This is a genomic window from Alteromonas sp. ABH4_452 (assembly GCF_056311825.1).
Map to the genome: position 1 here is coordinate 4,108,971 of NZ_CM149973.1, position 26,189 is coordinate 4,135,159.

General features: G+C 44.5%; 19 protein-coding genes. 5 read left to right on the top strand and 14 right to left on the bottom strand.

Annotated elements, in window-relative coordinates:
* Positions 1-28: 28 nt before the first annotated feature.
* The 7 genes from lysC to ACYX4N_RS17675 all read right to left on the bottom strand — a co-directional run bounded on the left by lysC (position 29) and on the right by ACYX4N_RS17675 (position 9,376).
* The gene (lysC, locus tag ACYX4N_RS17645; protein ID WP_476054962.1) at positions 29-1,378 is read right to left on the bottom strand and encodes a lysine-sensitive aspartokinase 3; all 1,350 of its coding nucleotides are present in this window, start codon (positions 1,376-1,378) and stop codon (positions 29-31) included.
* Positions 1,379-1,436: 58 nt separating this feature from the next.
* Positions 1,437-1,886, bottom strand: coding sequence for a DUF192 domain-containing protein (locus ACYX4N_RS17650; protein ID WP_476054963.1), 450 nt, complete (start codon positions 1,884-1,886; stop codon positions 1,437-1,439).
* 71 nt (positions 1,887-1,957) lie between these two features.
* Positions 1,958-4,570, bottom strand: a complete 2,613-nt coding sequence (gene acnB, locus ACYX4N_RS17655; protein WP_476054964.1) for a bifunctional aconitate hydratase 2/2-methylisocitrate dehydratase — start codon at positions 4,568-4,570, stop codon at positions 1,958-1,960.
* A gap of 380 nt (positions 4,571-4,950) precedes the next feature.
* The gene (locus ACYX4N_RS17660; protein WP_476054965.1) at positions 4,951-5,925 is read right to left on the bottom strand and encodes a DNA ligase; all 975 of its coding nucleotides are present in this window, start codon (positions 5,923-5,925) and stop codon (positions 4,951-4,953) included.
* Between the two features lie 139 nt (positions 5,926-6,064).
* Positions 6,065-6,346 (bottom strand): DNA ligase, encoded by a 282-nt coding sequence (locus tag ACYX4N_RS17665; RefSeq protein ID WP_476054966.1) that lies wholly within the window; start codon positions 6,344-6,346, stop codon positions 6,065-6,067.
* A gap of 6 nt (positions 6,347-6,352) precedes the next feature.
* The gene (locus ACYX4N_RS17670) at positions 6,353-7,534 is read right to left on the bottom strand and encodes an alpha/beta hydrolase-fold protein (protein ID WP_476054967.1); all 1,182 of its coding nucleotides are present in this window, start codon (positions 7,532-7,534) and stop codon (positions 6,353-6,355) included.
* Between the two features lie 129 nt (positions 7,535-7,663).
* A complete protein-coding gene (locus tag ACYX4N_RS17675) occupies positions 7,664-9,376 on the bottom strand; it encodes an ATP-binding protein (RefSeq protein ID WP_476054968.1) in 1,713 nt (570 codons plus the stop codon).
* 232 nt (positions 9,377-9,608) lie between these two features.
* Between ACYX4N_RS17675 and ACYX4N_RS17680 the strand changes: the two genes are divergently transcribed.
* Complete coding sequence (locus tag ACYX4N_RS17680; protein ID WP_476054969.1) at positions 9,609-10,613, top strand: 5'-methylthioadenosine/S-adenosylhomocysteine nucleosidase family protein; 1,005 nt, start codon at positions 9,609-9,611, stop codon at positions 10,611-10,613.
* 192 nt (positions 10,614-10,805) lie between these two features.
* Here ACYX4N_RS17680 and ACYX4N_RS17685 read toward each other — a convergent pair whose 3' ends face one another.
* Both ACYX4N_RS17685 and ACYX4N_RS17690 read right to left on the bottom strand, forming a co-directional pair.
* Entirely contained in the window at positions 10,806-13,616 is a 2,811-nt protein-coding gene (locus ACYX4N_RS17685) for a bifunctional aconitate hydratase 2/2-methylisocitrate dehydratase (RefSeq protein WP_474808671.1), read from the bottom strand.
* A gap of 392 nt (positions 13,617-14,008) precedes the next feature.
* On the bottom strand, positions 14,009-15,244 hold the full coding sequence (locus ACYX4N_RS17690) for a PQQ-dependent sugar dehydrogenase (protein ID WP_476054970.1): 1,236 nt from the start codon (positions 15,242-15,244) through the stop codon (positions 14,009-14,011).
* Between the two features lie 151 nt (positions 15,245-15,395).
* Between ACYX4N_RS17690 and ACYX4N_RS17695 the strand changes: the two genes are divergently transcribed.
* The 4 genes from ACYX4N_RS17695 to ACYX4N_RS17710 all read left to right on the top strand — a co-directional run bounded on the left by ACYX4N_RS17695 (position 15,396) and on the right by ACYX4N_RS17710 (position 21,755).
* Positions 15,396-15,875, top strand: a complete 480-nt coding sequence (locus ACYX4N_RS17695) for a hypothetical protein (protein ID WP_476054971.1) — start codon at positions 15,396-15,398, stop codon at positions 15,873-15,875.
* Positions 15,876-15,982: 107 nt separating this feature from the next.
* Positions 15,983-17,551, top strand: coding sequence for an AMP-binding protein (locus ACYX4N_RS17700; protein ID WP_474808677.1), 1,569 nt, complete (start codon positions 15,983-15,985; stop codon positions 17,549-17,551).
* A gap of 252 nt (positions 17,552-17,803) precedes the next feature.
* On the top strand, positions 17,804-20,692 hold the full coding sequence (locus ACYX4N_RS17705; protein ID WP_476054972.1) for an ATP-binding protein: 2,889 nt from the start codon (positions 17,804-17,806) through the stop codon (positions 20,690-20,692).
* Positions 20,676-21,755 (top strand): response regulator, encoded by a 1,080-nt coding sequence (locus tag ACYX4N_RS17710; protein ID WP_476054973.1) that lies wholly within the window; start codon positions 20,676-20,678, stop codon positions 21,753-21,755. The genes ACYX4N_RS17705 and ACYX4N_RS17710 overlap by 17 nt, the downstream gene beginning before the upstream one ends.
* A gap of 164 nt (positions 21,756-21,919) precedes the next feature.
* On the opposite strand, the gene ACYX4N_RS17715 is transcribed toward ACYX4N_RS17710, so the two are convergent.
* The 5 genes from ACYX4N_RS17715 to ACYX4N_RS17735 are packed head-to-tail and all read right to left on the bottom strand — an operon-like array spanning position 21,920 to position 26,189.
* Positions 21,920-23,245: a tetratricopeptide repeat protein gene (locus tag ACYX4N_RS17715; protein ID WP_474853660.1), complete on the bottom strand. Its 1,326-nt coding sequence runs from the start codon at positions 23,243-23,245 to the stop codon at positions 21,920-21,922.
* 6 nt (positions 23,246-23,251) lie between these two features.
* Positions 23,252-23,860: an energy transducer TonB gene (locus ACYX4N_RS17720; protein WP_014948290.1), complete on the bottom strand. Its 609-nt coding sequence runs from the start codon at positions 23,858-23,860 to the stop codon at positions 23,252-23,254.
* Positions 23,861-23,863: 3 nt separating this feature from the next.
* A complete protein-coding gene (locus ACYX4N_RS17725) occupies positions 23,864-24,271 on the bottom strand; it encodes an ExbD/TolR family protein (RefSeq protein WP_012517280.1) in 408 nt (135 codons plus the stop codon).
* 32 nt (positions 24,272-24,303) lie between these two features.
* Positions 24,304-24,822 carry a MotA/TolQ/ExbB proton channel family protein gene (locus ACYX4N_RS17730; protein WP_025256525.1) on the bottom strand — a complete coding sequence of 173 codons (519 nt, stop codon included), beginning with the start codon at positions 24,820-24,822 and terminating at the stop codon, positions 24,304-24,306.
* Positions 24,823-24,824: 2 nt separating this feature from the next.
* Positions 24,825-26,189: a MotA/TolQ/ExbB proton channel family protein gene (locus ACYX4N_RS17735; RefSeq protein WP_476054975.1), complete on the bottom strand. Its 1,365-nt coding sequence runs from the start codon at positions 26,187-26,189 to the stop codon at positions 24,825-24,827.

Genomic DNA, 26,189 nt, shown 5'->3' on the forward strand with positions numbered 1-26,189 from the left:
CTTTTTACGCTTTACGTAAACCTAATACTTATTCAAACAATGCCGAATGCAGCTTGCGAACCACGTCATCACTGTCGGTCTCGTTAACCAAGAACGATAGGTTGTGTGGGTTAGCCCCAAAGCAAATCATGCGCAGGTTAAAATCAGAAACCGCAGATAGAATCTTACTTGAAACTCCAATAGCCGTTTGCATGTTATTACCTACAACGGTGACAAGGTCATAACCTTTTTCTACTTTAACGTCACAGATAGTTTCAAGCTCGGCAATAGTCTCTTTATTCAAACGCTGGGCTACAGAGTTCGCGGGGTTATCAAGAGTAAAAGATACCGAGATTTCTGACGTGGTAACCAAATCAACACTCAGCTTATGCTTAGCGATGATAGCAAATACCTGCTGTAGAAAACCTTGCGCGTACATCATTTTCGGTGTTTTCACTGTCACCATTACTTGCTCTTTACGGCGAGTAATAGCACGGTATGGTGGTTCGTGCTCACAATCACGCACAATCCATGTACCACCCTTTTCAGGCTCTTTGCTTGACCCTACAAACACTTTAATGTCTTTACGCAGGGCAGGCTCCATGGTTGCTGGGTGCAACACTTTAGCACCAAAGGTGGCCATTTCCGCCGCTTCTTCAAAGCTCAATTCAGGCAGCGGATGAGCAGCAGGAGTAATGCGCGGATCAGTTGTGTACACACCCGTTACATCAGTCCAAATCTCGCACGATTCTGCATCAAGCGCTTCAGCAAGTAGTGCAGCCGTAAAATCAGAGCCACCACGACCTAACGTTGTAGTGCGGCCTTCTTCATCTGCACCAACAAAACCTTGTGTAACTACAATCGCGTCTTTGATTTCTGGCGCCAGCAACTGTTTGGCAAGTTTTTCAATTTCTTCTATTTGAGGCGCGCCTTCACCGAATTCGCTGTCAGTACGAAGTACTTTGCGAACATCAAAGTTCATGGTTTTCACGCCTTGCTCTGCAAGCACTGATGAGAACATCAATGATGACATTCGCTCACCCATAGATAGCAGCTGATCTTTTAAATCATCGCGGTGAAGTATTTCTTCGTGAAACGCTAAGCTGCGCATTTCTTCTAGCAAATCGTTAAGTTTAGGCTCTACTGCATCTTTGTCATTAAGCTTATTCAGAATAGCGTGTTCTATATCCACAATGGCTTGGCAGGTTTCTTCAATTTGCTGTTGCGTCATTGGTGTATGAGCTAGGCTTACAAGGTGATTTGTTACCCCAGCTGAAGCGCTCACTACAACAATGCGTGTTTTTTCATTACCGGCAACAATTCGGGCGCAGTTTTGCATTACTTCGTAATTCGCTACGCTAGTTCCACCGAACTTAGCTATCGATAAGGCATTTGTCACTATATTTAACTCCAGAATAAAACTAGCTTTTCGCTAGCAGCAACCGCGCTCTGCGCGGTTAATCAATCGTTATTTGGTCGCCTACTTTTATATTATTCTCGGCAAACCACCCTTGGTTCATTTCCAACGCGTAAAGTACCTCTTTCGAAGATCCGACCGACTCCAAACTATGGGGAGTGAGAGGTTTTATATCCGTTATTACGCCATTTCTGTCGATAAATGCTACGTCTAGGGGAACAAAGGTGTTTTTCATCCACATGCCCGCAAATTTGGGGCTAGAAAACTTAAAAAACATACCACAGTCTTCGCACAAGGCTTTGCGAAACATAAGGCCCTGCGCGCGTTGTTCAAAGGTTTTGGCATACTCAACTTCATATTGCTTGCCGCCAATCTCCAGTGTAATAGATTCGAAGTCCACTGAATTCAGCGACGATACAGGGTCTACCTGCGCTTTTGCACACCCTAAGGTTAATACAAGTGCAGCAACAATAAAGAAAGATTTTCCCATTAGACATTCCTTTTCGCCATAAAAAAGCCGGTCACCACTAAGGCAACCGGCTTTGTAGTTTATACACTATTTTAAGCAACATTCAACGTCGGAATAATGCGCGCTTTAGCTTCTTCTTCCGCCTTTTTAAAGCTAGGCATTTTGTCGAAGTTTAAGTAGCGGAATACTTCACCCGACATCGCGTTAATTTTGCTGGCGTATTCCATGTATTCCTCAGCGGTAGGAATGCGACCCACAATTGCGCCAACCGCGGCAAGCTCCGCTGAGGTTAGATACACATTCGCCCCATCACCTAAACGGTTAGGGAAATTTCGGGTTGATGTTGAAAGCACTGTGGCCCCTGCATCTACCCTTGCTTGGTTACCCATACAAAGTGAACACCCCGGCATCTCGGTGCGTACGCCCACGCGACCGTAAATGTTGTAATATCCCTCTTCCATTAGTTGTGCCTTATCCATCTTAGTCGGTGGCGACATCCATAAACGGGTTGGAAGTGTTTTATTGTATTGCTCAAGCAATTTGCCGGCTGCACGGAAGTGGCCAATGTTTGTCATACACGAGCCAATAAAGACTTCATCTACCTTATCACCTGCAACGTCAGATAAGGTTTTCGCATCGTCAGGATCATTCGGGCAGCACACGATAGGCTCTTTAATGTCATTAAGGTCTATTTCGATAACCTCGGCATATTCAGCATCCGCATCGGCGCGCATTAATTCTGGGTTAGCTAGCCACTCTTCCATTTTCTGCGCCCGGCGCTCTAGCGTACGAGGGTCGCCATAACCTTCATTAATCATCCAGCGAAGCATGGTAATGTTTGAACGCAGGTATTCAGCTATCGACTCTTCAGAAAGGTTGATAGTACAACCTGCAGCTGAACGTTCTGCCGACGCATCCGATAACTCAAACGCCTGTTCGACAGTAAGGTTTTCTAACCCTTCGATTTCTAAAATACGGCCAGAGAACGCATTAATTTTGCCTTTTTTCTCTACCGTTAATAGCCCTTGTTTAATGCCATATAGCGGAATGGCATGTACAAGGTCACGTAAGGTAATGCCCGGCTGCATCTCGCCTTTAAAGCGCACCAATATAGACTCAGGCATATCCAGTGGCATAACGCCCGTTGCTGCTGCAAACGCCACCAAGCCAGAGCCGGCAGGGAACGAAATACCTAATGGGAAACGAGTATGCGAATCACCACCAGTCCCTACTGTGTCAGGCAGCAGCATGCGGTTTAACCAGCTATGGATAATGCCGTCTCCGGGACGAAGCGATACCCCACCTCGATTCATAATAAAATCAGGTAGCGTGTGCTGGGTTTCAATATCCACCGGCTTTGGATAAGCAGCAGTATGACAGAAGGACTGCATAGTTAAATCGGCAGTAAAACCAAGACAAGCAAGGTCTTTAAGCTCATCGCGGGTCATTGGCCCAGTGGTATCTTGCGAGCCCACGGTTGTCATTTTAGGTTCGCAGTAGGTGCCTGGGCGAATACCTTCAACGCCACACGCTTTGCCCACCATTTTTTGCGCTAGCGAGAATCCCGCGCCGCTGTCTTTTGGTTGTTCAGGTGTACGGAATAAATCCGTTGGGCCTAAGCCTAGTGTCTCACGCGCTTTCTCGGTAAGGCCGCGCCCGATGATCAGGTTAATACGTCCGCCGGCACGAACCTCATCTAGAATAACTTTCGATTTATAGCTGTATTCAGCAAGTAACTCACCAGTCTCGTGATTAGTAATTTTCCCTTCAAATGGGTAGATATCAATCACATCTCCCATATTCATTTTCTCAACGTCGGCTTCAAATACTAATGCACCCGCGTCTTCCATGGTATTAAAGAAAATAGGTGCGACTTTGGAACCGATACAGACGCCACCACCCCGTTTGTTAGGCACACCCGGCAAGTCTTCGCCAAAGAACCACAAGACAGAGTTAGTCGCCGACTTACGCGATGAGCCTGTACCGACTACATCACCAACGAAAGCAACGGGGTAGCCCTTGCTTTTGACTTCTTCTATTTGCGCCATTGGACCTTTAACACCGGTTTCCTCTGGTTCTAACCCTTCGCGAGGCATTTTGTAAGCTGCAAGAGCGTGTAACGGTATATCTGGACGAGACCATGCATCTGGAGCGGGCGACAAATCATCGGTATTGGTTTCACCTGTAACCTTAAACACCGTATAAGTAATTTTATCGTCCATTAACTTGCGCGATGTAAACCACTCGCCTTCAGCCCAAGATTTAATGATGTCCGTGGCGTACTCATTACCCGCCTTGTGCTTTTCTTCCACATCGTGATAGGCATCAAACATCAGTAACGTGTGTTTTAATTCTGTGGCAGCCAATGGCGCGAGGTTTTCATCGTCAAGTAGCTCTACTAACGTTGCAATGTTATAACCGCCATGCATATTTCCCAGCAATTCAACAGCTTTCTCTTTTGAGATAAGTTCACAACTGTCTTCGCCTTTTGCAATAGCACTTAAGAAACCAGCTTTGACGTAAGCCGCTTCATCAACACCTGGCGGCACACGCTCTGAAAGCAGCTCTAATAGAAATTCTTCTTCACCTGTTGGCGGGCTTTTTAACAAATCGACAAGGGCTGCTACCTGTTCTGCATTAAGAGGTTTTGGGGGGATATTTTGGGCTGCACGCTCTTCAACGTGATTGCGATAGTCTTGTAACACAGTCTCTTCCTCTAAGTTAGCTTGCGCAATGGGAGTAAACGGTCTTGTACGCACTTGACGCAAGGAGTGTTTAATTAATCATCAACAGTATAACTTCACGGGCTAAATTTTAAAATTTCTAGCCCCTATTATCCGCTTATAATCGCTATTCATAACATTACTTTTGAACGCTAAAAGCGATTAAAAAGCAATACAGAAAGTGACAAAAACAATTACTGGTTAAGTAAGTTATAGGGTTTTATATTTTGAACACAAGGGTTTTGCTTTATGTGAAGCTTGTTCAACTGAAGTGCATCGTAAAGGATAGATAACAGTTAATTAAAAGTTCAATATTGAGGCTATTTCGCTTATTAATAACCGTACTATTTTGATAAGTCGAGCTATTTTGATAAGTCGGCGTCGGGTCTAGTTCGAAGGTAGCTGGCAAACTTTGGCTTACCGTTTTTCGTTACACCGTAAAACTTGAAAGTTACCCAGCTACCTACCGCCGGAGGCGCTTGCCGGTCTTTCTTAGAAAACCCCGTTCCCAGTTTAAATCGAATGCCGGCCGATGTTTCTACCAGCAGTGAACCCATCATGCCTTTAAATTTTCCTTTCCCTGGAAGTTGCGCCAATACTTTCGCTTCAGCATCTTCAAAATGTTTTACCTTTAGTAGATTGTCACTACGCCCTGGCTGGTAAAACGCCTTCCCGTGATGAAGCATCAGCCCTTCACCACCGTCTTTAGTTACTTGTTTAAGTTCTTCTTCAAGCGCGGTTAGAGACGAAAGCTTAAACTGAGGGATCACGGCAAATGTAGGATTGGGGGTGGCCTTTCTAAGACTTTTAAGCTTGTTCAGTCGGCTGTCAAAACGCTGGCCTGCTACAGGCATGTCGAAGGCCATAAACCTAACCTTAGCCCAGCGTGTGTCTGATATAGACGCTGCTGCAATTTCGTCCGCGGTAGTTTCGGCGCTGTTTTCGGCGCTAGTTTCTGCCCCAGACAAAGAATTAGCGACAAGGTGCGACTTCCCTTCCGTTAACTTAGAAAGCACGATGGAAGCAGTAAGTTCAAATTGCCCTCTTTCTATCCAAAGTTCACCGTCGATAGTCGCTTTAGGCCAATTGGCGGTAAACCAAGCTGGCGCAAATATTTTGTTGTTGTTTCGGGTCCTAAGCTCAGTGCCATCCCATCGTGCCCGAATACCGTCTAACTTTTCGCTCACCCAGTAATCGGTGATGTTTATATCTTGGCGGCTGTGTTCATATTGCTTGGCAAGCTGTAAACCGTCAACGATATCAAGTTTGCTCTGTGCGCAAACGTGAGTAACTGCCGTAATTAAAAACACGCAGACAGATGTCAGAATATAACGCATCGGCTCTTTCCATAAGTTATTAAACGGAGCCATTAAAGTCATTAGAAAGAGACTAAAACGACAAAGGCAGAGTAAATTACTCTGCCTTTGGATGTTTTTTAACTGTACTTGGGAAGGTTTTTAATTGGCTGAAATAGCCTTAGTCAATAATGATATCTAGAACAGAGATAAGCACATCCTCGGCTAATGCCTCACCAAAGGCTCTTTCTTCGTCACGTCTCTTTTGGTAGGTCTCTAAACATGCGTTTAGCCGCTCATCGGCAGTATTCATTTCATAAACTTCATCGCGATTAGCTTGCTCAATACAGTGTTCAGTTTGCGCTGTTGAAACCGAAATGCATCCGCTCGTTACAGCGCAAACCCCAATCATAAAAACGGTAGCAATACTGTTTATACACTTAATTTTGTTTTGGTATTTCAAAGTAGCTTACTCATCCAGTAAATCATGCAAACGCTTTTGTCTATCTGTATAAACTTGATAACCATCGTGCTGCGGTGTCGAAAGCTCCAAAGCCTTGTTTACACTCTCAAGTGCTTTTTTATACTCACCCATTTGCTCGTAACCATACGCTATGCCGTTATACGGGTCTGGCATCTCGGGGTACTTAGCTATATCGTGCTTAAACAGCTCAATAGCCTTGTCGTAATTTTCAGAACGCACATAATGATAACCTAATTCTCGAATTACCCATTCAGGCGCTTCTAATTTTTCCCCGCGTTGCTTTGAAACGCGATCGTAATATTTGCCAATGCTTTGAATATCACCATCGAACTGTTCAGGCCTTAAATAAGCCGAAAAGAACAGGTTGTGATAAGCACTAAAAATAGACGCTGCCGTAACCAAATTGTGCCGAACACCGGCATATTCATCATTTACCCACCTCAAACCAGCAGGTTGGTTTGCCAGCATACCCAAAATCATATCATCATAATAGGGTCGCATTGGCGCCGGTTCGTTGCCTATAGACGTATAGATATAGTGATCCAATTGGCTGGAAGATTTAAAAAACGCAACCGTTCTTTTTGCCGGCGCGCCATAGTTCCACCACACCGCAGGACTATAGGCAATCACAGCACTAAAGAGCTCAGGATGTTGAGTGAGCGCATACAACCCGAATACACCACCAGCGGAACCGCCAGCTATCACCCTAAAATCATGCACCCGGTATTTATTCTCTACCATTGGGATAAGTTCAGTGGTTATAAAAGACAAGAAGTTTACCCCGCCCCCGCCATAACCTACAGGCCCGTATGGGTCTTCATTTGCCGTAGGGAAAAGATCTCGAAAACGATCGGTATTTTCAATGGCGACTATAATTACTTCTGGCGCAGCATTTTCAGATTGAAGTGATTCGAGTACCGCATTCATTATAGGTAGATAAACCGCACCATCTAAACGATAAATTACAGGGTACTTCTTGTCAGGGTTTTCGACGTAGCCTTTTGGAAGTTGAGCAACGATTTCTCGTTCTTCCTTTAACACTTTAGATTGAAACTTCTCTACTTTCAGTTCGTAAAGTTGGCTGTCTTTGTCTGTCTGGCTATTAACCTGAAGGCTGGTTAAAGCAAAAAGCAGTAGGGCTATAACAGTCGCTATTTGTGAGTTCAAACTTAAATCCTTTTATAAGACGCTCTTCTTTTCAACGTAATACTATTCACTTAATAGGAGCAAGCGCGTTTTAATTTTAATTTTTCTAAAACAGGGGGTTATTTGGAATCTCGACACCTTTAACCCACGTTACTCTGTATAAGCCTCTTTAGCAATATAGGAACTTTCTGTAGACATTTCTCCGCCCAAATATTTTGTCAGTACAGCGTGTAGTTCCGTTTTATTGACGGGTTTTGTGAGATATCCATTCATCCCGTATGCTAGTGCTTTATCTATTTCTTCGGCAACTACCGCGGCAGTGAACGCTATAATGGGAATAGTGATGTTTGCTTGTCGCAACGCTAGAGCGGCTTCAGAGCCGTTCATTTCAGGCATGTGTAGGTCCATTAAAATTAGGTCGACATGCTGCTTTTGTGCGACTTCCACTGCCTCTTTGCCGTTATCTGCTATCACGACTTTTAATCCTGTGTCTTCTAACAAGGATTTGGCGACAACTTGGTTAATGTCATTATCTTCTGCAACCAAAACAGTAAGGCTTGAAAACGACGGTGTGCTGTTCTGTTCTTTAGTGCCAATTACACTATCTGTAATCTCAAACGGTAATTCGAAGTAGAACTCACTCCCCTGGCCAACAGCGCTTTTTAGATACACGGTGCCGCCCATTGCTTCAACTAAACTTTTTACTATCTGTAATCCAAGTCCAGTACCTCCGTGTACGCGATTTATGCTGCTGTTCGCTTGGGTAAATGCGTCGAATACGCGCTCTTGTTCATCAACGTCAATCCCCTCTCCCGTGTCTTTTACCGAAAATCTTATAAATTGGTGGGTCTTCGAAGCTTCACCTTTCGATAGCCCGAGGGTTACACTGCCCTTATGTGTAAACTTGATCGCGTTACTCACTAAGTTGTTTAACACTTGTGAGAGGCGAGTAGCATCACCCACCACATTCGTATTCAATGCCTTGTCTACATTTATTCGCAATGAAATTCCTTTGTTTTGCGCCAATTGCGCATAAAACGCCACACAATCTTTCGCAGTACTTTTTAGATTAAAAGGAATGTTCTCCAGCGCGAGCTTACCTGCGTTCAGTTTAGAGAGATCTAATATGTCGTTCAAAATACGGTTAAGCGATAACCCTGAACGCTGAATCTTCTCCAGATTAGGCCGTGCACTTTCCGATACCTCATGAGATAGCACTACATCGGTTAATCCCAAAATACCGTTTAATGGCGTGCGAATCTCGTGTGACATGGTGGCAAGAAATCGTGATTGTGCAGCCGACGCTTGCTTTTCGTTCTCGAGCGCTCGGTTTAACTCGAGGGTTTTCTTTTTACTTTCTAGTAAAGCTTTCTCCAATTGGCTCGCTAAAACATAGATGATTAGGGAAACAATCACGTTTGTTAGACATAACCTTAACCAAAGACCTTCATCGTAGGGTTTATCGTAGAAAGGGACCAGAAAAGTGCAGCTTGCGAGCACCACCATGGCAACACCTCTCCAGCTATTAGAAAGCAACAAAATAGGAAATATGGTGGCAATAGGTGCAAGGGCTGCGGGCATAAGTCCATTGCTTATGACCAAATAAGGGGCCACTGGAATCGTGAGTAAGGCCCATAACTTTGCTAATAGCTCCTGTTTTTTAGGAAAGGTGAGACCTACTACAGATATAACACACCACGAGAGACCGAAAAACGACGCCACATAAACGTTATCGGGTTGTTTAATAGCAATAACCACGAGTATCAGTAGAGAAAAAACCAGCAAAATTTTAAACCCTGCGCCTCGCAAGGTCATGGTGACTTCGCCAAAAGATTCAGTTGCTGTGGTGTACTGCTGCGACATTAGCGTTCTAAAGATAAACAGTTGATAAGACAGTATAAGTACTAAACAGCGATTTTGCATGACAAAAATAGGGTCAGAGTCGCGACTCTGCCCCTATTATTGGCCCGAACCTTGCCAACATATTTAATATTGTTGTCTTGAGCCTTGCCTATAGCACTCCAAGGCCTTTAGACTCGTTCTTTTTTCATTGTCCGCACCTGTTTGGTGCATAAATAGGTTAAATAAGGTCACTATGCGCTTAAGTAGTTTTGTTTTATTCGTGTGTATATCGTTTTCGTGTCTCGCTAAAGAAGATAGCAGCCAATATGGTCCAAAAGATTTTTCCAATGTTACAAACAAATGGACAGCCGTGGTTGCTGCTTACGAGCCAGAAATTGAAGCCATTGACACCGCGTTTGCGACTATGGACGACGCTCAAATTACGCAAACGGTTTATATTAAAGGGGTTAAGTACCAGCTAGGCACCTACAAAGGTGAGCCCATTGTTGTATTTAGTACGGGGGTCAGTATTACCAACGCAGCAATGACTGTGCAGATGGCGTTGGATTACTTCCCTATTGATAAGCTGGTTATGATGGGTATCGCAGGGGCCATAAACCCCAAATACACGCCTGGCGATATCGCAGTACCTGAACGTTGGTATTTTCACGACGAGTCAGTCTATATCAACCCGAAGAAAGATGACGCCAACGCCTACGAGCTTCCGGACTATTACGCTAAACAGCTTGAGTATTACAAAGCACGACGGGAGTCAGATAAGCACGCACCCAACTACAAAAACATTGGTTTTATTCACCCTACCGAGGTGGCAGTAGTTAAAGAGGGTTGGGACACCCGCAGACGAATGCCTTATTTCACTGCCGATAAGGCATTGTTAGAGATGGCAAAACGCGCGCTCACAAAGATCCCGCCTATCACTATGCCATCAGGTAAGGAAATACTGGTTGATATAGGTGGAAATGGAGTAACAGGTTCAGTATTCGTAGACAACGCTAAATACCGTGAGTGGCTGCGTGACGTTTACACGGCTGATGTTGCGGAAATGGAATCAGCGACCGTTGCACAGGTGAGCTTTGTTAACGACGTAGACTGGTTAATTATCCGATCAATTAGCGACTTAGCGGGCGGTCAGCACGGTAAAAATGTTGAGAATGTATTTGACGCAATAGCCTCTGGCACCGGCACCAAACTACTACTTGGCATACTTGACGAACTCGTAGCAACCGACGCCGAATAACAAATAAATGGGGTCAGAGTACATTTTTCGGCATTTAAGCAGAGTAGGTTTCAAAGAAATGTACTCTGACCCCAATCTTCTTAGTTTATGTACTCTGACCCCATTATTTTGTACTTTGACCCCATTATTTCGGGTATAAAAAAGCCCCAACCATGGTTGGGGCTTTTTAATGTCTTGTTTAGCGGTAAGTGCTTATACGCGCTTAACGGCTACATCTGCTTCGAACTTAGGCTTAACTGCCAAGTCTTCAGAAGGTGGAGCAAACTTAGTTAGGTCAATGCCTGCAACTGCTTGCTTGTACTCTTCTGTCGTTGGGAAACGACCAAGAACCGTTGAAAGTACTACTAGCGGCGTAGAGCCTAGTAGTGATTCACCTTTCTTCTCAGCAGAGTCAGCTACAACACGACCTTGGAAAAGACGTGTAGAGGTAGCAATTACGGTATCGCCCGGCTCAGCTTTTTCTTGGTTACCCATACATAGGTTACATCCAGGACGCTCTAGGTAAAGAATGTTGTCGTACTTAGTACGCGCTGCTTCTTTAGGCTTAGCATCGTCGAACTCGAAGCCAGCGTATTTCGCAAGTACTTCCCAGTCGCCTTCTGCTTTAAGCTCGTCAACGATGTTGTATGTAGGTGGCGCAACAACAAGTGGCGCTTTGAACTCTACAGAGCCGTTAAGCTTCTCTAGGTTACGCAGCATTTGCGCGATAATTTGCATGTCGCCTTTGTGCACCATACAAGAACCCACGAAACCTAGGTCTACTGGCTTACCATCGTAATAAGAAACTGGACGGATTACGTCGTGGGTATAACGCTTAGATACGTCTTCGTTGTTTACGTCTGGGTCAGCGATCATTGGCTCATCGATTTGGTCTAAGTCGATAACCACTTCTGCGTAGTACTTAGCGTTGTCATCTGGTGCAAGCGCTGGTACTTCGCCAGACTTGATTTCAGCAATACGCTTGTCAGCAAGGTCAATTAGACCCTGAAGCATGTTCGCTTCGTTATCCATACCCTTGTCGATCATGATTTGGATACGGCTCTTAGCAAGCTCAAGTGACGCAACCATAGTCTCGTTATCAGAGATACAAATTGACGCTTTCGCTTTCATTTCTGCAGACCAATCAGTGAACGTAAACGCTTGGTCAGCAAGTAGAGTACCGATTTGCACTTCAATGACGCGACCTTGGAACACGTTCTCGCCAGCGAATTGCTTAAGCATTTGAGCTTGAGTAGCGTGAACCACATCACGGAAGTCCATGTGCTCTTTCATGCTACCTTTAAAGGTCACTTTCACAGACTCTGGAATTGGCATTGCCGCTTCACCTGTCGCAAGCGCTAGTGCTACCGTACCTGAGTCGGCACCGAATGCTACACCTTTTGACATACGAGTATGCGAGTCACCACCAATGATGATGGCGCGGTCGTCTACCGTGATGTCGTTAAGCACTTTGTGAATAACGTCAGTCATTGAGTGGTAAACGCCTTTAGGGTCACGTGCTGTGATTACGCCAAAGTTGTTCATAAATGACATTAGCTTAGGAATGTTAGCCTGTGCTTTCTTATCCCATACTGACGCCGTGTGACAACCAGACTGGTATGCACCGTCAACAGTAGGTGAAATAGTTGATGCCGCCATAGACTCTAGTTCTTGGCAGGTCATTGGGCCAGTGGTGTCCTGAGAGCCTACAATGTTAACCTTAACGCGAACGTCAGAGCCCGCGTGAAGCGGCGCATCTGAATTTACGCCTACCGCATTGCGGTTAAAGATTTTTTCTACAGCAGTAAGACCTTGGCCTTCGTGAGAAACTTCTTTCGATTGCGCGTAAACTGCTGGCGCTTCAACACCTAGTGTACGTGCAGCAAAAGATTGTAGCTGCTTACCGAATACTACAGCGTAAGAACCACCCGCTTTCATGAACTCCATTTTCTGAGGTGTAAATGAGGCAGATACGTCAGCCAGTTCTTCTGAACCGTTGAAAAGCTTCTTCGCTTTGGTATCAATAGTCAGTACCGTACCAGTTGCAACAGAGTAAGCTTCTTCAAGCACTGGGTCGCCATTTGCATCGCGAACCACTTCGCCATTTTCGTCTGTTTTCTTAACCCAGTTTTTAAGGTCAAGACCAATACCACCAGTTACGTCTACAGTAGTAAGGAAGATAGGTGCGATACCGTTAGTACCCGCAACAATTGGCGCTTTGTTTACAAAAGGAATGTACGGGCTTGTAGGCTCACCAGCCCAAAGTGCAACGTTGTTCACACCAGACATACGTGAAGAACCTACACCCATTGTGCCTTTTTCAGCAATAAGCATAACTTTTGCGTTAGGGTGCTTTTTACCTAGCTCAACAATTTCTTGCTGCGCTTCAGGAGAAATCATGCACTGGCCGTGAAGTTCACGGTCTGCACGAGAGTGCGCTTGGTTACCTGGAGAAAGAAGGTCAGTTGAGATATCACCTTCAGCAGCGATATAGGTCACTACTTCGATTTTCTCTGGAACGTCAGGAAGCTTGGTAAAGAATTCAGCTTTTGCGTAGCTTTCTAGCACGTCTTTAGCAATCGCGTTACCTGCTTTAAATGCCGTTTCAAGACGCTCAGTATCGGCTTCGTATAGATAAACCTGAGTTTTCAACACTTCAGCTGCAGGCTTGGCAACGGCTTCATCATCAGAAAGAGCAAGATCTAGAAGTGCTTCTACAGACGGACCACCTTTCATGTGTGAAAGTAGCTCAAGTGCAAACTCTGGCGTGATTTCTTCTACTTTTTCTTCGCCAAGTACAATTTCTTTCAAAAATTGTGCTTTAACACCAGCGGCAGGCGTCGTTCCTGGCAAGGTGTTATAGATAAAGAATTTTAGAGAGTCTTCGCGGTGCTCGTTTGTTGTATCTTTAATTTGAGCAATAATTTCAGACAGCAGTTCTGCACTGTCAATTGGCTTAGGGTTAAGACCTAATTCCGTTTTACGGGTTTCGATCTCTGCCAGATATTCTGAATACAAACTCATATAGTTCTCTCGGTCTTAGTTTTACTTGGGCGTAGTGTTAAGTCGGTCTTAGCTATACGCATATAAAAATGAGGGATATTTTAACTGATTTTTAGCAGTTACGTAATGACTGAAAGTAATCAGTTGGTTATACAGCCGCTTAAACCAAAGTAAAATAAACATCATAAAGCATAGGTGTTAGAAATGACTTTTTAATTAAAATTAGCTTTAACTTTAAAATTCAAACACTTAAATAAATAATAACGGTAGATAAAAATCATCTTCGATAAGAATGGTTTGACCAATAAAGATAAATAATAGTGTTGTACTTATGACAAAGATTCATTCTGTTTATGGTGAGACCAGTTCAAATTACCATCAAATTTGAAACAAAATTTCAGTTTATTGATCTTTTATTGTGCTTTGTTCTGTCTGGGTGAGACTTTTATCACCTTGGCACTTTCCCCATCGGTCAAAAGAAGAAGGTTGCCTTCACCATCGACCGCGATGTCTCTTAACCTTACTTTTAATGCGTCAAAAATCTTTGTAGAAACATACTTATTCGAAGTTTTATTGACCGCATACAAGGCTTTCGCTTTCAAACTGGTAACTAGTAATGTATTGGTCAACATTGGATACTGATCATGCGCGTAGTAAACCATAGATGACGGCGCGATGGACGGTGTCCAGTCCACAATGGGGTCTGTCATATCTGGGTAAGTTGAAAAAGGTGAAATTCTTGCACCTGAATAGTCTTTCCCTAACGTAACGACTGGCCAACCGTAGTTCGCGCCTTTTTGAAGTAGGTTCACTTCGTCGCCGCCATCAGGTCCGTGTTCATGCAGAAATATTTGCCCTTTAGGCCCCTGCACTAACCCTTGAGGGTTGCGATGTCCCAAAGTGTATACATAAGGGCTTTTAGAGAAAGAAGGATTCGTTAACGGTTCACCTGATAGTGTAAACCCTAGCACTTTACCTAACTGTGAGCTAACAACCTGTGCTTGCTCTCGGTAATCAAATCCGTCACCGGTAGTGACTAGGAAGCCCTGTTCTTGGCTTGCATCACTAGTTCTAAGCTGAAGAAGCTTCCCGCCATAGTGCACAGGCGTATCTTTTGTTTGCGCTACTTCAATTACGGGTTCAATATTATTAATGCCATAAGTGAGAGAAAGCTCACCTTTTACTACAGCAAGACGGTTAGCATCATCACTACCCTTGGAATAACTAAGCAATACAGTGGAATTGGCGGGGAACTGGGAAGGGATAAGAATATCTAGCACACCTCCCTGCCCTTTTGTATATAAGTTATCAAGAGCCAAAGAGAACTTAGATGCTTCACCGTTATTATCAACAATAACGAGTTCACCGTCTCTTGTTACTATTAATAGATGCGTAGTTGCTTTCTCTTGGTCTACAAAGGTTGTTAACGCCTTTGGAAACGCTATCGAGGTTACCAAGTCTTCGGTTACTACGTTACTAGCAAAACGTTTTAAAGACGCCGGCTCATCGCTTATAACCGCATGCTTTTGGGTATTACGTGTGGGCTCGACACGAGCGTCAGAAGCGAGACTTGACGCCAGAACATGCGAAAACGCTCCACTAGCTAACGCAAAAACCAAAAACTTTCTTACGATACGCTCTAACTCCATTTTTATTGTCCTCGAAGGCCTTAGCTAAGCTAATTTAAGCTATAAAGATATGCTTGGTTATTAAGCACAATATAACTACATTCAGTGTTCTTGTTGCGCTTTGTCGATAGTTAATACATGGTAATAACAGACGAACCTCGGAATGTGATACATGAGACACTTAACTCGCCGCGCTATTTTTCATTTTGTCCCATCTTGGGCAGTCGGTTTCCTACTTGCAAGTCTATTTCATTCAATTTCTGTTTTGATGGGCTTGGTTCAAATTGGCGTCGAGTTAAACGTTAACGATTGGCTATCCATGATATGGCAGGACGCTATAGGTCTCTTACCCACTTACGGTGCTATTATTGCCGTAACTTTGCTGTTAGCTTTTTCAATAACGCACTTAATAGTCAACCGTCTAGGCCTTAACGACGCAAAAAGCGCGAACAGCACTAGCCGAACGGTTCTCTTCGCTGCTGCAGGTGGCCTTTCTTTCCTACTGATGTTGCTAGCCATGCAGCCTATTTTAAATGTCACCCTTATTGCAGGTGCTCGCTCGACACTAGGACTTGCGGCTCAATGTTTTGCAGGCGTCTGTTCAGGGTTTCTCTATCGCCAATTCAGTGATAGTTTCAGCCACCATCAATAACCAAAACTTATACTACTAAATAAGCCAACACTGATGTAAATAAAAAGTTAAGTTTGCTAATGTAAGGAGCATACCTTACATCCTTTGCCTTATTAGGAATAAGCAACATGATAACTTACCCAGATAATGTGACATGCCTAGCCGACTATATTGAAAGTGTTTTAAAGAAGTTCGCAGATAGACCTGCATATACGGCTCTTGGACAAACTCTCACGTTTGCCGATATCGACAGTAAGTCGTCTGCGTTAGCACGTTATTTCGTACACGAAGCAAAACTGACTCCTGGTACAAAAGTGGCCATTCAGCTTCCCAATCTTATCCAAAACCCTATTGTCGTTTATGCCGCACTCCGTGCAGGTCTTGTCGTAGTAAATACTAATCCGCTATATACTGAGCGGGAGATGAAGCATCAGTTTACCGATAGCGGGGCAAAAGCCTTAGTTATTTTAAGTGACTTACTTCCTAAGTTTACCAACATTAAAGATGACACTGGTATCGAGACAGTCATTACGACTTCGGCAACAGAGTTGCTAGACCCTAGTACAGCGCCAACGCTTGACGGGACGGTTTCTTTTAGCAAAGCAATTGAAGTAGGAAGTGCACTGCCTTCGTTCTCTCGTCCTTCAATAGCGTTAGACGAGCTCGCCATGCTGCAATACACCGGAGGTACGACCGGCGTCTCTAAAGGCGCAGCACTTAGCAATAAAAATGTAATGGCTAACTGTATTCAAATGCTTGATCGCATTGGTGAAGGCTTTAAAGACGGCGAAGAAGTGTTGGTGTGCCCGTTGCCGCTCTATCATATTTATGCGTTCACGGTCGGTATGATGGCGCTATTTGCGAAGGGCACGCACATTATTCTTATCCCTAACCCGAGAGATATCGACGGTTTCATTCAAACACTCAAGCCCCATAAAATTTCCGCCTTTATGGGGATAAATACGCTATTTGTCGGTCTTGGACGACATCCAGAATTTGCAAAGCTCGATTTTTCTAATCTTCATCTCACTATGTCTGGCGGTACAGCGCTCACCCAAGCAGCTGTGTCGATTTGGCGAGATGTAACGGGTAACACCATCACCGAGGGCTATGGCCTGTCTGAAACTGCGCCCGTGGTTTCATTCAACATTCCAGGAAAAGAGGAAATAGGAACAGTCGGCCATGAGCTAGAAGACACTGAGGTAGCGCTTCTTGATAGTTATGATAAGCCAGCTTCAGAAGGTGAGTCGGGGCAAATAGCAGTGCGCGGACCGCAGGTTATGATGGGCTATTGGAATCGGGATGATGAAACGGCAAAGGTAATGACCGAAGACGGCTTCTTCAAAACCGGTGATATCGGTATTCGTACAGAATCTGGCGCAATTAAAATTGTAGATCGCTTAAAAGACATGATTATTGTTTCAGGCTTCAACGTTTATCCGAACGAAATAGAAGATGTGCTAACGTCGCACCCCAGCGTGATGGAAGCGGCCGTTGTTGGCAAGCCTGATGATAAGACAGGAGAGCGAGTGTGTGCTTACATTACGCTATCTGGTGATGTATCGACAGAAGACGTTATCGAACATTGCAAGACGCAGTTAACTAACTACAAAGTTCCGAAGTCAATCACAATATTAGAAGAGCTACCCAAATCAACAGTGGGTAAAATACTCCGTCGAGAACTACGTTCTGCCTAAAAACACAAAACAGCACAAAAAATAGCAACTGAAAAAAAAGCGCATAGTGTCAAAACCTATGCGTTTTTTTATTTTAAATATCAGACAACTGCTACCAAAGAATAAGCTTAACGTGTTGAAAAAATCGCGGTTCTGTCATTAACTTAAACAAACCCCAATCACTTTCGTTGCACTTATGCAATTTACGACATTACCTGTCTACCCGCTGTCTTGCTCTAGATTAACTTTACGTCTTACAAAGGGCTTTGGGTTGTGAACCGCCCGTTGCTAGAACGTCAGGCTATGGACAAGCATGGCATGGTTGCAACTATGGATGTAAAAGGGAATATCCTTAGTGCTAATGAAAAGTGTTGTGAATTCTCAGGGTTTTCTGAGAAAGAAATAGTGGGTGAAAATATCACCGCCTTCGACATCACCAATATTACAGCCGATGAAAAGCAAGAGATCTTCAGCTCACTTTCACTAGGCAAAATATGGCAAGGCGAAGTTCACAGCATAAGAAAAACGGGTGAACCTTGGTATGTATTTGCCACTGTGGTTCCAGTTGTTAAAAAAGCAACCCTTGTCGACCACCTTATTGTTATTGGGACAGACATTTCTCAACAGAAGCGTTTAGAAAAGCGTCTCTCTGAAGGACGCGCTTTTTACCGCAGCATTACCGATAGTATTGGAGAAGGGGTTTATGCAGTAAATGCAGCGGGTCAAACACAATTTCTCAATCCTGCCGCTTCTCAGCTTCTAGGGTGGACTTTAGAAGAACTTCAAGACCGTCGTTTTCACGATACCGTCCATTACCAAAAGGGAGACGGCACCCTCCTGCCTAGAGAGCAGTGCCCAGTAAACCTCGCTATTCGCGAAGGAAAGTCTTATACCTCATATGAAGACTTTTTTACCGATAAGCGAGGCAGGCTATTCCCCATTTCTATCGTTGCGGTACCGCTGATGAATAACGAAGGTGAACCAGACGGGCATGTGGGTGTATTCAACGATATTAGCGGTCAAAAAGCCATTGAACAGAAGCTACAAAAAGCCTATGACGAAGCGCAAAGTGCAAACAAAGCTAAAACCGACTTCCTTGCTACAATGAGCCACGAGATAAGGACGCCGATGAACGCCATCATTGGTTTGACGCATTTGGCCTTAGAAACAAACGATAATGAACAGCGCCAGCAATACTTAGAGAAAGTTCAGCGAAGTTCAAATGCGTTACTCGAGCTGATGAATAGTATCTTGGACTTTTCCAAAGTTGAAGCCAATAAAATAGACATTCTCGATGAACCGTTTACGTTAAGTAGAATGATAGAAAAGCTGGCGCAGGTGTTTCAAGTAAAAGCACAGCAAAAACATCTTCAGTTACTTTTTGATATTCGCTGCAATACCAACACACCATGCAAGGGCGATAGCGAAAAAATCTACCAAGTTTTGTTGAATCTTTTAAGTAACGCTATCAAGTTTACAGAAAAAGGTTACGTTCTACTTAAAGTCGATAAGCGGAATAATCACCTTTTCTTTAGTGTAAGCGATACCGGAATGGGAATTAGCGATGCGGGCAAAGCAAAGCTTTTCAATGCCTTCGAACAGGCTGACGCATCCATTTCTCGAAAGTTTGGTGGTACTGGGTTAGGGCTTGCAATTTGTAAGCGACTTGTAGAATTCATGGGCGGAGAACTGACCCTTGAAAGCCAAATCAATGAGGGAAGTTGCTTTGCATTCTCGCTTCCGGTCTGCATTGATGACGAGAAGCCTGCTGAGGCTTTACTTCCTGTCTCCGTCCCCCCAGAAGTACTTTGCATTCAGACACACGAAAGCGTGGAGCAAGGATGTCATATTCTTTGTCAAACGTTAGAAAGACTCAACATCAACTGTCAAATTGTAGATCAGGCAGAAGGGCTATTGCCACAGCAGGCGCCCTTTAGCATCGCTTATTTACCCATTGATGAATCTAGCTGGAAACGCTTTGCCAATCACATGCAATTTGGTGAATACCGCGACTTAAACGTCAATGTTCTGATCACCCCATTTTGTCGAGAAGACGTTCGTAAGCGATTCGGAAAAACCTTCCCTAACGATGTTCGAATTATTGAGCTTCCATTTACAGAAAGCGAAATCATTTCCGCTTTATCACCTTTGCAAGTGCCAACAAATCAGGAGGCAACCGAAGGTCTTGAAAGCAAAAAGTGGCGAACCAATCGATTGGCAGGTAAACGAGTATTAGTAGTAGACGATGACCTAATAAGTGTGGAAATAAGCCAACAAATCCTAACTGACTTAGGCATAAAAGTGTTAACGGCAACAACGGGAGAGTATGCGCTGGCACTGTGCAACTCGAATACCTTTGACGCCATCTTACTTGACTGCCACCTACCAGACATATCTGGTTACGACATCGCAGAAACACTGACGCAAAATGGAAATTGGTTCACGCCAATTATCGCGCTAAGTGCTGATGAAACCAATGAAGCGTCGGAAAAAGCGCTAGCGGCTGGTATGTGCCATCACTTAGTCAAACCCGCCACAGCAAACGAAATTGTTCATACCATTGATATTCATATTCACTCTGGCTACGTTGAAATCATGCCGTTGGACGGATCCAATAAGTTCTTCACTGCACTATTAGATTTCTACAACAAGTATAGTCAACGAAGCGTAATGTCGGACCTGCTCAATATTCTTCATACGCCGTCCTGCACAAGCCAGCTATTAATAAATTTAACCGCAGATGCTCAGAGGATTGGGGCAAGTACGCTAGAACGACATTTACAATGTATTGCAGACGTTCAACAACGTCCGGATTCGGTTATTGCCAAGTACATTGCAAAGCTTTCTTTCGAACTAGATGCGACGCTGCGTTTAATTGCGCATACCATAGATAAAACAGGCCAAAAAAATGACTCGGTTCAAAGTAAAAATATGGGAACGGAGCCTCTGCTCTTATCTCTATACCAAATAAAAACCTTTCTTGAAGCTTATGATGCAAAAGCACTTGACTATATTACTGAAGTTGCAGCTTGCCATGGTGATTCAGCCCATTCACACAGCATAAGTCAATTAAAACAGCGAGCCTCTGTGTATGATTTCGAAGGGGCTTTAGTTGTGGCGCAAAAAATCATAGATGAAATTAAGCATGAACAAGCAGAATAAAGTAGCACAAAAATTCAGTATCCTCGTTGTAGACGACGAGCCAGCCAATATTGATATATTGCTTGGAATACTAAGCCCTTATTATGATGTAAAGGTCGCGCCATCCGGCGCGGTTGCCCTCAAAATAGTTCAGCAGTTTACGCCAGACCTAATACTGCTAGATATTATGATGCCAGGTATGGACGGGTTTGAAGTATGCAAACAATTAAAAACTGACAGATTGCTAAGCCAGATTCCGATCATTTTTGTCACAGCGTTGACCCAAGGAGAAAACGAGGAGAAGGGTTTCAAGCTTGGCGCCGTCGACTACATAACCAAGCCAGTATCTCCCAGCATTACACTAGCGCGCGTGAAAACACATATTAGTCTTGCTCATCAAATGCGTACTACCGAAAACTTGGTGTCAAAACGCACTGAAGAGCTTAGCAAAAGCCAGCAAAGTGCCATTACTATGTTAGCGGCAGCAGGACACTATAATGACACAGACACAGGACACCACATTTGGCGCATGGCTGCCTACAGCAAATGTTTAGCTATTGCCTGCGGCTGGTCCTATGACGACGCTTGCTTGTTGGCGCAAGCTGCGCCTATGCATGACACAGGTAAAATCGGTATTCCCGATGCAATTTTGAAAGCGCCTCGTCGCCTTATAAACAGCGAAATGGAGGTGATGCGCACCCATGCACAAATTGGCCACAAAATTCTTTCGCAGTGCGATACACCTTTGTTTAACCTTGCGGCGGAAATTGCATTATGTCACCACGAAAAATGGAACGGTACAGGCTACCCCGAAGGCTTGGCGGGTGAAGACATTCCCGAAAGCGCGCGCATTGTCGCCATTGCCGATGTATTCGACGCCCTTACGATGAAACGCCCTTATAAAAAAGCATGGTCTGACGAAGAAGCATTTGAATATATTCAGGAGGGGGCAGGGAAACATTTCGACCCCAAACTAGTAGAGTGTTTTTTTTCAATCAAACAGGAAATACTAGATACTAAAAGCCATTGGAATCAGTTAGAGGCGGAAGGCCAAATGGCATCAGTAACGGATTTGCTCCCTTAATCATTTATAGCCACTTATGGTCACTTAAAGGCAAACTGACAAAGCAACAGTTTCGCGACTTCTAATTTCATACCAGTCCGCATAGTTAATTACCCATGAAGATATAAAAAAAGGTCGATATTTTATCGACCTTTTCAATTAACGCTTGCATTCAACCGCTAGCTTTAACTGGCACCAAGCTCTGCAGCGATAGCGTCAGCTTGGCGTTTTTCGCCCTGCACAAACTGCTTCCATTGCTGTGCCATAGCACGGCTTTTCTGGTGCTTTTCAGCTTCTGCTAATTGGTTAAGCGCAAGGGCATACTGCTTTTTATTGTAAAGTGCCATGCCTTTTATCAAGTAAACCAAACCAGGGTTTCTCAACTCGCCTTTTTCAACAGCACGGTCTGCAGCAGCGATTGCGTCGTCAAAACGTTCTTCATTAAGAAGAATTTGCGCTAACTGTGCATCTAACTCACCGTCTTCAGACAGTTCAGCCGCTTGCATCATAACGGGAATGGCTTTGTCTTGCTCTTTAGCAAGTGACCAACTTTGACCTAAGAACTTAAGGTTGCGCAAGTTTTTCTCGAGCACACCGTCGTTCATCGCCTGTTCCATCAACTTAGCACCTTTATAAGGTACACGGTGATAGTAATAAAGCTGCGCCATGTTGAACACATCAGCTGACGTATTAACAAATCCACGTTGGTAAGCGGTTTCCATGATGGCCAATTGCTTGCGCTCTTCACCTAGCTCACCGTACATACCAGCTAGCTGGATCCAATACTTAGGCTCGTCAAACAACTTAACCATTTTAATAAGAACGTCTTTAACCTTTTGAGGCTGCTTGAGTTCGTAAAAAATAGCACGTTGAAGAATTAACCACCCTTCATCAGGGATCATGCCTTCTGCTTCGTGATCGGCAACGGCTTCAGAAATCCACATTGCAGCTTCGTCGTACTTCTTATTCTGATAGTACGCTTGGGCTTTTATCACTTTATTTTTAACCGGTACTGGACCCGTATTTAGACTTTCCCAACGCTCTAGGTAAGTGATGGTATCGTCGTAATTACCCTGCATAAGGTTAAGCTGGGCCAAACTGAAAAGCGTGGTCATTTCGAACTTTTCAGGAATTGGCTGCTGCTCTACTACCTTGGCAAACGATTCCAATGCTTTTGCATAGTCTTCGTTGTTGTAATAAATGAAGCCGAAAAAGTTGTACATCATGGCTTTTTCATAAGCGTTCATTGAGTCAGCCTTATCTTCTACTTCTTTCAAAATAGCGATAGCTTCTTCAACATTACCCGCTTCATCTGCTGCCGTTTGGGCCCGGGCTAACTGCTCGTAAACCTTGCCGCGAAGTGTAGGTACACGGCGAGTTTTCTTCTCGCTGGCTTTTTGCTCTTGCGCAACAGCATCATTGGCAACCAACATGCTAGGTACAGATACCGTGGCCGATGCAAATGCAAACGCCAGTGCACTAAGCAATGTATTCGTCTGTTTTTTCATCATGTTCTGTTACCCGTCAATTTGGAACGTAATACGGTTTTGTACACCAGACACTTCCGTTGCTTCGCCATTTACTACTCGAGGCTTATATTTGAACTTCATTGCCGCATCTATCGCCGCTTGTTCAAAAATACCAGAAGGGTTAGCTTCAACAACAATCGGGTCGCGTACTGCGCCTTGCTTAGTTACCGTAAATTCAACGATAACGAAACCTTCAATACCCCGCTGAAGAGCACGTCGTGGATATACCGGCGCAACTTTAACAATAGGCAGATATTCACCGTCACCAGATTCAAGAGCCAAACCGCCCTCTAGCGAGATGTCGTCTCCCACTTCAGCACCAAAGTCCATTGATGTACCTTCTGCATCTGGAGAAGGCGAGTCCATTTGAGGCTGCTCCATTTGCGGTGGCGGCTCTTCTGGCTTAGGTGGCTTCTTCGGCTTACGATCTTTTTTCTCAACCTGTTCATCCTGCTTAACCCTTACGAAGTCAAGCACGCTTCCTTTAGGCGGCTCAGTTAGTGCGCTGCCACCCATCTTGATAAGCGATTGCATCAAGAAGAACAGGCCTAACGTGATCGCAAGGGAAATAACAAATGCGATTAAATATCGTGGCATGATTTATTGCTCTTGGGCTGCAATCGAAACATCGTAAACACCAGCGGCTCGCGACGCGTCCATAACCTTAATTAAGGTTTCTGTTGTGGCCTTTTTGTCAGCCTGAATAACAACAGTACCCTGTGGGTTTTCAGCGTGTAGGCGCTCGATGTTCGCCTGTACTGCGCGAACGTCGATACGACGTTTGTTAATCCAAATTTCACCTTTATCTGAAATAGCGATAAGGATATTAGCGCGATCCTTTTTCACAGCGGTGGCTGCTTCAGGACGGTTAACATCGATACCGGCTTCTTTCACAAATGACGCAGTCACGATAAAGAAGATCAACATGATAAATACAACGTCCAGCATGGGCGTCATGTCGATGTTTGCTTCTTCCTCATCGACTAGGTTTTGAAAGTGCTGCTTCATAATAAATACCTTACCTTAACGCTTAGCTAGCATTAACGTTGAATAATCAATGCATCCTCAAGATGCGTGCGTTCTGATTTCACCATACGAGTTAACCAGGTAGCGGCGAATACGCCTGAAAGTGCGCCAACCATGCCCGCCATTGTCGGGATAGTGGCTTTCGATACACCTGATGCCATTGAACGAGCATTACCTGAACCCGCAATCGCCATTACATCGAACACTTCAATCATACCGGTAACCGTTCCCATCAAACCTAACAGCGGACAAAGCGCTACCAGTGACTGGATAATTGGGATGCTGCCGTTAAGGCGCATGGTCAACTGTGAAATTGTTTTCTGACGAACTTGCTCAGCGAACCAAGAAGAGCGATCAGCACGTGCAGTCCACATTGCTACCGCTTCTTTCTTGGCTTGCTTGTGCCAAACCATCAGATACATCGCACGCTCGAGGATCAAAAGCCACATAACGAATATCAGCAGACCGATGACCAGGAGAACCTGGCCCCCTGTTTCTGTGAAATCGCGAATTGCTTCTAGAAACTCGATCATGATTAGCCTCGCTCAGCGCGCTCTGCAATTACGCCAGACGCCTGTTCTTGTAGGATGTACACAATGTTCTTAGAACGTGTGTTTAGCATTGCGTAAAGCAGTGTCATTGGAATCGCTACAACAAGACCTAGTACTGTTGTTACAAGTGCTGTTGAAATACCACCAGCCATCAGTTTCGGGTCACCTGTACCAAACAAGGTAATTGCTTGGAAGGTGTTAATCATACCCGTTACCGTACCTAGTAGACCCATAAGCGGCGCAACTACTGAGATAATCTTAATGATAGTTAAGTTACGACCTAGCTTAGGCACTTCGCCCAAAATCGCTTCTGTAAGGTGAAGCTCAAGCGCTTCAACGTCAGCGTCTGGGTGCTCGTCACGGACTTTAAGTACACGGCCAAGCGGGTTGTTAGTGTTAACTTCTTTGCTCTTAAGCTGCTTGTTCACTTTCATGCGCGTTAGCGTAAGCGTTACAAGACGCTCTAGAGCAAGTAGTAAACCAAACGCACCAACGATAAGAATGATATAACCTACAACACCGCCCTGCTCTACACGCTCTTTAAGATTAGGCGCTTGAACAAGAAGACCTAGGATAGAACCACCTGTTGGGTCGATACCGAATTGAACTAACTCGCCATTTGATGCTTGAAGCTCTGCCGCAGAGCTCATGTAGCGGTCAGCAGGCTGACGTACTAGTTCAGACACTGTGCCGGTCACGCCGTTGTAGTCTAGGTATTTACCGTCGGCAACTAGCGCGAACGGACCTACACGTACAACAGATTTGTTCACTTTCTCGCCGCCTGCTTCAACAACGTCAGTGGTAAAGGTAGTCACCTTGCCTGATTCAGTCATTTCACGCTGCATTTCAAACCACACGCGCTCAATCTCTTCAATTGAAGCAAGTTTTGAGCTTGAACCCATATCTTGTGCCATTTGGTCAAGGAACTCTGAACGGCCTTGAATTTGCGCAGAAATAACCGAGTTATAGAATTTGTTTTTGGTGTCGCCAGCGATTTGCTGCAGCACACCGAACAGCTCTTTTAGTGAACCAAGACGCGTGTCTAGTGCACCGTTTAAGTCAGCCAGTTTGAATTCGTTTTCTTCAAACTGAGTTTCAAGCTGTTCAGACTGCGCAAGCATTTGGTCGCGCTTTTCGCGGGTTTCACGAAGAATACGGTCTTGATCTGCACGTTGTGCTTGGAAGTCGCGCTCACGCTGTTTGTTTTGCTGTGACTGTGCGAACTGACCTTCTTCTAGCTGTTTAAGAAGTGCGTCTAAGTCCATCGCACGGTCGCTTTGTGCGAAAGCACCAACGCTGATGCTAAGGGCTGCTAGACCAACAGCGATACGTTTTACTGTGTTAAACAT